Source organism: Streptomyces recifensis (assembly GCF_002154615.1).
GTDB classification, from domain to species: domain Bacteria; phylum Actinomycetota; class Actinomycetes; order Streptomycetales; family Streptomycetaceae; genus Streptomyces; species Streptomyces griseoluteus.
This window is the reverse complement of the sequence record NZ_MUNH01000837.1, coordinates 1-1,594: the sequence shown is the minus strand read 5'-3', so window position 1 is coordinate 1,594 and position 1,594 is coordinate 1. Positions and strand designations below refer to the sequence as shown.

The following is a 1,594-nucleotide window of genomic DNA, read 5'->3' as shown; positions in this document are numbered from 1 at the left end:
CACCGGGCCGGGCGGCCCGGCCGAGCGCGGCGGCGTACCGGCGGCGCCCGTCCGCGTCGAGCGTGTGGAACAGCGCGCTGTCCAGGACGGTGTCGAAGCGGCCCTCGTAGCCGGCCAGGCTGGTGGCGTCGGCGACGGCGAACTCGATCTCCGTGCCGCCCTCCTGCTTCGCCGCCCGCTCCCGGGCCCGCTCGATCGCCGTGGAGGCGGCGTCGACGGCGGTGACCCGGTAGCCGCGGGCGGCCAGGAACACGGCGTTGTCACCCAGACCACAGCCCGCGTCCAGCACCTCGCCGCGAATTCGTCCGCGGCGCTCGAATTCAAGCACACCGGGCTGCGGTTCACCGATGTCCCAGGGGACCCGGGTGATCCCGGCGTCACCCAGCAGTTCACCTCCGCGATATACGGCGTTGAAGTCGGCGGTCGCGTAATCGTAGGACTTCTGGGCGCTATTGCTCATGCCAGTCTCCTGAGGAATAGATCCGGCGTCCGGCCCTGTCGAACCAAAGGGATTACCACAGCCGCCGACGCCCGCGTAAGGCGCGCCGACGCACTCCGGCGCCCGTTCAACCGAGGAGTTTCCACGGTTGAACGCCCGCTCCCTGGTGGCCGGGTGGATGGAAAGAGCGTATTCCGCTTTTCCTGGCCGCGCGTGCCGGGCGCCGACCGGTAAGCGGAACGGAGAGTTTCGTATCCGGCGCGGTGAATTCAACGGGGGTGGCTGTGCCGAACGGGCCCACGTACGATGCCGGGGCGGCCGGAGGAAACGGACCGCCAATCGTCCGGAGCGCCACCCGCACCGGGGCTCTCTGCGTCCCGAAAATCCGGAAGGAAAAAGAAATTGCGCGGTTCAGGCAATAACCTCGACGCGCGTGCCGCGGAGCTGGTGAACCAGGCCGCCGGCCTTCGCGAGGAACTCTGGAAGAGCGCCGCCGGCAGCGACCGCGACCGGCGGCTGCCCGACGAGGTCATGGCCCGCGTCACCGGCGCCGGACTGACCCGGCTGCTGGTGCCCGAGAGCAACGGCGGCCACGAGACCTCGGTGCGCACCCTGCTGGACGTGTGTACCGAGCTGGGACGCGGCTGCGTCTCCGCGTCCTGGGTCACCGGCGTGCTCAACGTCGGCAACTTCGTCGTCTCCCTCTTCCCCGAGCGCACCCGCGCCGAGGTCTGGGACGACGACCCCGACGCCCGTACCGCGCTCATCCTGGGTGCCCCCGTGCGCACCGTCGAGCCGGTGGACGGCGGGGTCCGGGTCAGCGGTGAATGGCCCTACGCCTCCGGCTCGTTGCACGCGGAGTGGATCGGCGGACTGCTGCTCGCCGACACCGGCACCGGACTCCAGCCGCACTTCGCGCTGATGCCGGCCGCCGACATCACCGTCCGCGACACCTGGCACTTCGTCGGGATGCGCGGCACCGGCAGCAACACGGTCGTCGCCGAGAAGGTGTTCGTGCCCGCGCACCGGCTGCTGCCCTACAAGCCCCTGATCGACGGCGAGAGCGACGGCCTGGTGCCGGTCGACCGCCGCTACCGGAACAGCCTGACCGGCGTCTTCATGGTCGGCCTGATCGGCTCGCTGCTCGGCGGCGCC

General features: G+C 70.8%; 2 protein-coding genes. One reads left to right on the top strand and one right to left on the bottom strand.

What is annotated here, in order from left to right; all coding sequences use genetic code 11:
- A partial coding sequence (locus tag CCN33_RS30175) for a class I SAM-dependent methyltransferase (protein WP_140394773.1) occupies window positions 1–460 on the bottom strand: 460 nt, incomplete at its 3' end.
- Between the two features lie 381 nt (window positions 461–841).
- Between CCN33_RS30175 and CCN33_RS30170 the strand changes: the two genes are divergently transcribed.
- On the top strand, window positions 842–1,594 hold a 753-nt coding region (locus CCN33_RS30170), incomplete at its 3' end, for an acyl-CoA dehydrogenase family protein (protein WP_208621986.1).